The 5,194-nt window shown below is 61.2% G+C and carries 7 protein-coding genes and 1 pseudogene; 4 read left to right on the forward strand and 4 right to left on the reverse strand.

Annotated elements, in window-relative coordinates:
- Window positions 1-61: 61 nt before the first annotated feature.
- The 4 genes from KBY77_RS16440 to KBY77_RS16455 all read right to left on the reverse strand — a co-directional run bounded on the left by KBY77_RS16440 (window position 62) and on the right by KBY77_RS16455 (window position 2,108).
- Complete coding sequence (locus tag KBY77_RS16440; RefSeq protein ID WP_255106806.1) at window positions 62-472, reverse strand: hypothetical protein; 411 nt, start codon at window positions 470-472, stop codon at window positions 62-64.
- 402 nt (window positions 473-874) lie between these two features.
- Window positions 875-997 (reverse strand): hypothetical protein, encoded by a 123-nt coding sequence (locus tag KBY77_RS16445; RefSeq protein ID WP_255106807.1) that lies wholly within the window; start codon window positions 995-997, stop codon window positions 875-877.
- Window positions 994-1,560, reverse strand: coding sequence for a hypothetical protein (locus tag KBY77_RS16450; RefSeq protein ID WP_255106808.1), 567 nt, complete (start codon window positions 1,558-1,560; stop codon window positions 994-996). The genes KBY77_RS16445 and KBY77_RS16450 overlap by 4 nt, the downstream gene beginning before the upstream one ends.
- Before the next feature lie 83 nt (window positions 1,561-1,643).
- Window positions 1,644-2,108, reverse strand: coding sequence for a DUF3122 domain-containing protein (locus KBY77_RS16455; RefSeq protein ID WP_255106809.1), 465 nt, complete (start codon window positions 2,106-2,108; stop codon window positions 1,644-1,646).
- Between the two features lie 210 nt (window positions 2,109-2,318).
- On the opposite strand from KBY77_RS16455, the gene psbA reads away from it, so the two are divergent.
- The 4 genes and pseudogenes from psbA to KBY77_RS16475 all read left to right on the forward strand — a co-directional run.
- Window positions 2,319-3,398, forward strand: a complete 1,080-nt coding sequence (gene psbA / locus KBY77_RS16460; RefSeq protein ID WP_255106811.1) for a photosystem II q(b) protein — start codon at window positions 2,319-2,321, stop codon at window positions 3,396-3,398.
- A 205-nt stretch (window positions 3,399-3,603) separates the two neighbouring features.
- Window positions 3,604-4,074 (forward strand): DUF4079 domain-containing protein, encoded by a 471-nt coding sequence (locus KBY77_RS16465; protein WP_255106813.1) that lies wholly within the window; start codon window positions 3,604-3,606, stop codon window positions 4,072-4,074.
- Window positions 4,075-4,078: 4 nt separating this feature from the next.
- A complete protein-coding gene (locus KBY77_RS16470; protein ID WP_255106815.1) occupies window positions 4,079-4,720 on the forward strand; it encodes a DUF3365 domain-containing protein in 642 nt (213 codons plus the stop codon).
- 70 nt (window positions 4,721-4,790) lie between these two features.
- Window positions 4,791-5,066, forward strand: a pseudogene (locus KBY77_RS16475) (cytochrome b6-f complex iron-sulfur subunit); the annotation flags it as partial.
- Between the last annotated feature and the right edge of the window lie 128 nt (window positions 5,067-5,194).

Here is a 5,194-nt window from a genome sequence, read left to right on the forward strand (position 1 = left end):
TCGGAACATCTGCAGCGTTCAGCAGTTGTAGCAATCGTCAATTGCCCTGTTCGAGGCCAGTTTATCGGGTCTCGATCACTGAAACAAGTTGCGCCGCAGTCGATCTGGCTTTTTCAGGAGTCCCTAAGTTCTCATCTTGTTCTTTACGTGACTCATACTTGTCAGGCTCCCACGCTCTTGAGCGGCAATGTGCAATGCATATATCTGCTCCTGGATTGAGGAAGATAAGTTCATCACAGTGCTCCAAAGCAGGCTCAATAATGTCGGCATAACAGCCTTCGATGATCCAACTCTCGTTGCCTGCAATCCAGTTTTGCACATCCCTAATACTGTCTTGAAGAGGACGTCTTTCCGTGCCTCCTTGAAATGCAACCTCATCCAGTGACAGCCGCGCGGCGGGATGCTTGATGATCAATTTTCGGGACAGGGTGCTTTTCCCTGCTCCAGCGTTTCCAAGAAGGATGACTTTCATGCTGCTCTAAGCTGATCGGTATAATGCTCCAGCTCAGCGGCGAGCAGAAGCTCTATATCCTATCGAAGCATCTGTGACCCCGCCTGCTGGATCTTGGTGTCAGGCGGCCACTGGCGTGATCTAATCCTTATTGATTCTGGACTTTAATCGCTCCAACTCTTCTCTGATTTCATTGAGGCTCTGCGTTGAGTCATCCAACTCAATGCGCCTACGCTCCCGCTCTTCGCCCTGATAATCTCGAAGCGACTTGAACATTAGCCCTCCACCGCCGGCAATCATCACTGCCATCACATTCACCCCGGCAATCAGCAGCCAAGCGTGCTTCAGTCATGGGTATTACAATCACACCTGTGAAAGCCACAAGATTCGCCCGCAAGCCTCCTAGTCAAGGTGAACCCGTAGTCAAATTCGGGCACGCAGATCCCAGAGATTCAGTGGTTGCTGGACATCCAGCCGCGGAGTGATCATCACACTCTCCGGCGAAGGCAGCACCTGCCAGCACTCGGTGCCGCTGAGCCTGCTCATGGCTGGTCAGTGCTGCACTCCTGCAGGCTGGCAGCGATCGCGGTGATCAGGCTCTCAGCTTCACTGCGCCAGTCGCTGCGAAACTTGAAGCCGAGCACCACAGTTTCGCGATTCTGCAGCCGCAGGGCGTAAACCTCGGCCAAGGAGGGAGCGGGAATCGGGGTGGAGAAGGCGAGGCCGTCAACAAGGTTCTCCAGCAGGCGACGCTGAATTGGCGTTCCCTCTTTGGCCTGGCCGGCGAGGAACACCGTTGCCACGTAGTCGCGCAGTTCGGCCGTGGTCATGCCGGCCTTGGTGTCGGTGACGACAAGCGGAAAGTGCACGGCGGTGAGGCTGAAGCGCTCGCTCTGCGCATCGGCTCCTGGCGGATGCGCCACCATCACCGCATCGAGTCCCACCGGTTTGGGATTCGAGAGAGCAACTGGAGAACGGAAGCAGAGCCCCTGCAGCTCCACAGGGTTGTCGGGCCGCGCTGGAGCAGCTGGTGAAAGCACCAGCAGCAGACCTAAGACAACACAGACGGTGGCAGGGCGGGACCGGGAATCCCGCCAGGTGTTACTCAACCCTGTGCGAAGCCAGCGGAACGGGGTCACGTTATTGCATTCAACTGGGTCCATCTGGAGTGAACACTTGAGCCTCCAGCTTCTCAGCCGCGTTTCGGTGGCAGCTCATGGAGCGCCTGCACCACTTCGGGTTGCAGCATGACCAAGGTGGTCTCCTCTCGATCGTCGTTCGGCACTTCCAGCTGCAGCGGCAACACTTCGCTGGGCCTGGGATCCAGGGCGCTCATGTCGAACTGGGCCGAGGACTGGGGGATCACCTCCTCCCCCTGTCTCACCAGTTCCTCACTGCGGTTCGGCAGAGTCCAGGCACTGCCGAGGCCATCGCTCAGGAGCAGCGGCCTTTGGTGATCCACCACCTGCCCGGGTGAGCGGGCCGTCAGGCGCAGGCGCCACCCGGCTGGATAGGCGGGATCAGGCTGCTCGAACAGGGTCAGGCCCCAGACCTGGCCCGAGGAATCCGTGAGAGTCCAACGCTGTGGATCGGCTTCTGCATGGGCCAGGAGCGGCAGCACCGTAAGGGTCAGGGCAAGCAGAACAGCGGCGACCACTGACCTCCAGATCGGTCGATGCAGCCGGTGCGCAACCGGGCGGAAACCCGCATCAGCCATTTGAGAAGAAATGCTCATAGCGCCACTTGCGTCATAGAAGGCTTCAACGCTACTGTTTTACCAGGGAGAGTTGGCGCCTGGCTGGTCGTCCCCCACGATGGTCCGCCCTCGCCAGCGCAGCTCTTCCGAGTCCCGTCCAGATTTCTCGCCATGACGACAACCACCCTCAAGCGTTCCAGGGGCAACCCATGGAACATCTTCAAGGACTGGGTCACCAGCACCGATAACCGCCTCTACGTGGGCTGGTTCGGCGTACTGATGATCCCCACCCTGCTGGCGGCAACGATCTGCTTCGTGATCGCCTTCATCGGCGCTCCTCCCGTCGACATCGACGGCATCCGCGAACCGGTCTCCGGCGGCCTGCTCTACGGCAACAACATCATCACTGCGGCCGTGGTGCCATCCAGCAATGCCATCGGCCTCCACTTCTACCCGATCTGGGCCGCTTCCAGCCTTGATGAATGGCTCTACAACGGCGGTCCTTACCAGTTGATCATCTTTCACTTCCTGATCGGCATCTTCTGCTGGATGGGCCGTGAATGGGAACTGAGCTACCGCCTGGGGATGCGCCCCTGGATAGCCGTCGCCTACTCCGCGCCGGTAGCCGCCGCCACCGCCGTCCTGCTGGTGTATTCGATCGGCCAGGGCTCCTTCTCTGACGGCATGCCCCTGGGCATCTCCGGCACCTTCAACTTCATGCTCGTGCTCCAGGCCGAGCACAACGTGCTGATGCACCCCTTCCACATGCTCGGCGTGGCTGGCGTTTTCGGTGGCAGCCTGTTCTCGGCCATGCACGGCTCGCTCGTCACCAGCTCACTGGTGCGGGAGACCACCGAAACCGAAAGCCAGAACCGCGGTTACAAATTCGGCCAGGAGGAGGAGACCTACAACATCGTGGCAGCCCACGGCTACTTCGGTCGCCTGATCTTCCAGTACGCCTCCTTCAACAACAGCCGCAGCCTCCACTTCTTCCTGGCCGCCTGGCCCGTGGTCGGCATCTGGTTCGCGGCCCTGGCCGTGGCCAGCTTCTCGTTCAACCTCAACGGGCTGAACTTCAACCACTCGGTGATGGATCACCAAGGCCGGGTGATCAACACCTGGGCCGATGTGCTCAACCGCGGCGGTCTGGGCATCGAGGCGATGCACGAGCGCAACGTGCACAACTTCCCCCTCGATTTGGCCACGTCTGCCAGCACTCCCGTGGCGCTCATCGCTCCGGCGATCGGTTAGTGGGCCTTTGACTCCCACCCAGCCGCTTCCTCGCTGAGCTCCCCTGTGGGCCCGGATCAATCTGGGCTCACAGCTTTCCAGGGCCGGAAAGATCCGGGCCCTTTGTTATCTCCAGGTTCCCTACCGATTCACCGATAGGCCTCCTGGCCAAACTTGAGTCGACACCGCCTGCGCGGATCCATTCCATTTCCCTTGCCCAGGCACTATGCCCTTCGCCCTGAACTTCGTCCACCCAGTGCTGATGTGGGTGCTGCTCGGCCTGATGCTCTATTCGGGCTACCTCGGCTACAAGGCCAGCATGATCCGCAAGGTGAGTGCGGAGGAACGCAAGGCGATGCTTCCTCTTCACTTCGGCCAGCGTCATGCCCAAATCGGTGCGGTGATCCTGGGCCTCATCCTGCTGGGGGCCGCCGGTGGGCTGGCTGCCACCTTCCTCAAGAACGGCAAGCTGATCCTCGGTCCCCACCTGTTCGTCGGTCTGGGCGTTGCCGTGCTGGTGATCGCGACGGCTTCCCTGGGCCCTTCCCTCCAGAAGGGCAAGGATTGGGCCCGGGGCCTGCACGTGGCCATCAATGGGGGAGTGCTGCTGCTGTTCGGCTGGCAGGCCATCACGGGAATCGGAATCGTCCAGAAGCTGCTGGACTCCGCAGCAGCACCAACAACCATTGGCACCTGATCCGATGACGTTCACCACTCCGCTCAAGCGGCTGGCAAAGCTGGCCCTCTCCACACTGCTGCTGATGCTGGTCGGCGTTGGGCTGTTGACGGCCCGGCCGGGTACCGCCATGGCGGCAGAGGTCTCGCCGCCGGTCGATTCGGCAGCACTCTCCAAGGCCGTCGTGGCGATGGAGCAGCTCGATCAGATGCGCATCTCCCTGGCCTCCACCCTCGAGGGCCGAACCGAGGAGCCCACCATCAAAACGATGAAGGAGGTGTGCAAACCGGTGGGCATGCGGGCTGTGGCGATCGGTAAGGAAAACGGCTGGCAGGTGCGCCAGGTGGCCAGCAAGTACCGCAACCCCGACCATGCCCCCGCCAACGCTCAGGAGCGTGAGGTGATCGATCTGTTCAGCCGACACCCTGAGATCAACGGGCTCTGGGAGCCGGCCGTGGCTGAACAGGGCGCCGGCCTGAACTACTACCGCCGCATCAACGTCGAGCCGAGCTGCCTGGCCTGCCACGGCACCAAGGCCAGTCGGCCTGCGTTCATCAAAGACAACTACCCCGACGACAAGGCGTTCGACCTGGCCGTTGGTGAGCTGCGCGGCATGTATGCCGTGCACCTGCCGGAGGTTCAGGCGGCTCTCGCCGCCGCAAGCTGAGCCACGCCAGCTCAAGAGATTCTCTGCCCTATGCGCATCTCGTCATAAGCCGATCTGGAGGCCCAAGGTCATGACCCTCATTCCCGCGCGACCGTCCAGCAGCGAGGCCCCCAACCTGGGCCGTCGTCAGTTCATGAACCTGCTCACCTTCGGTGCCGTCACCGGGGTGGCGCTCGGAGCCCTCTACCCCGTGGTGCACTACTTCATCCCTCCACGGGAGGCTGGCGCCCCGGGTGGGGCCCTTGCCCTGGACGAACTCGGCAATCCGATCGCGGCCAGCGGCTGGCTGGCCAACCACCCCGAAGGCGACCGCAGCCTGGTGCAGGGCCTCAAGGGCGATCTCACTTAGGGACTCCTGAAAAAGGCTGATCCATTGCGGCGCAGCTTGTTTCAGCAATCAAGAGTCGATAAACTGGCCTTGATCAGGGCAATCAACGATTGCTACAACTGCTGAAAGCCGCAGATGTACCGGAA

The sequence above is a fragment of the Synechococcus sp. Cruz-7E5 genome, from assembly GCF_024345995.1.
Lineage (GTDB): Bacteria > Cyanobacteriota > Cyanobacteriia > PCC-6307 > Cyanobiaceae > Regnicoccus_A.

Coding starts and splice junctions, on each gene's coding strand:
- KBY77_RS16440 (WP_255106806.1), bottom strand. CDS start 472: ATGAAAGTCATCCTTCTTGGAAACGCTGGAGCAGGGAAAAGCACCCTG.
- KBY77_RS16445 (WP_255106807.1), bottom strand. CDS start 997: ATGAGCAGGCTCAGCGGCACCGAGTGCTGGCAGGTGCTGCCTTCGCCG.
- psbA (WP_255106811.1), top strand. CDS start 2,319: ATGACGACAACCACCCTCAAGCGTTCCAGGGGCAACCCATGGAACATC.
- KBY77_RS16465 (WP_255106813.1), top strand. CDS start 3,604: ATGCCCTTCGCCCTGAACTTCGTCCACCCAGTGCTGATGTGGGTGCTG.
- KBY77_RS16470 (WP_255106815.1), top strand. CDS start 4,079: ATGACGTTCACCACTCCGCTCAAGCGGCTGGCAAAGCTGGCCCTCTCC.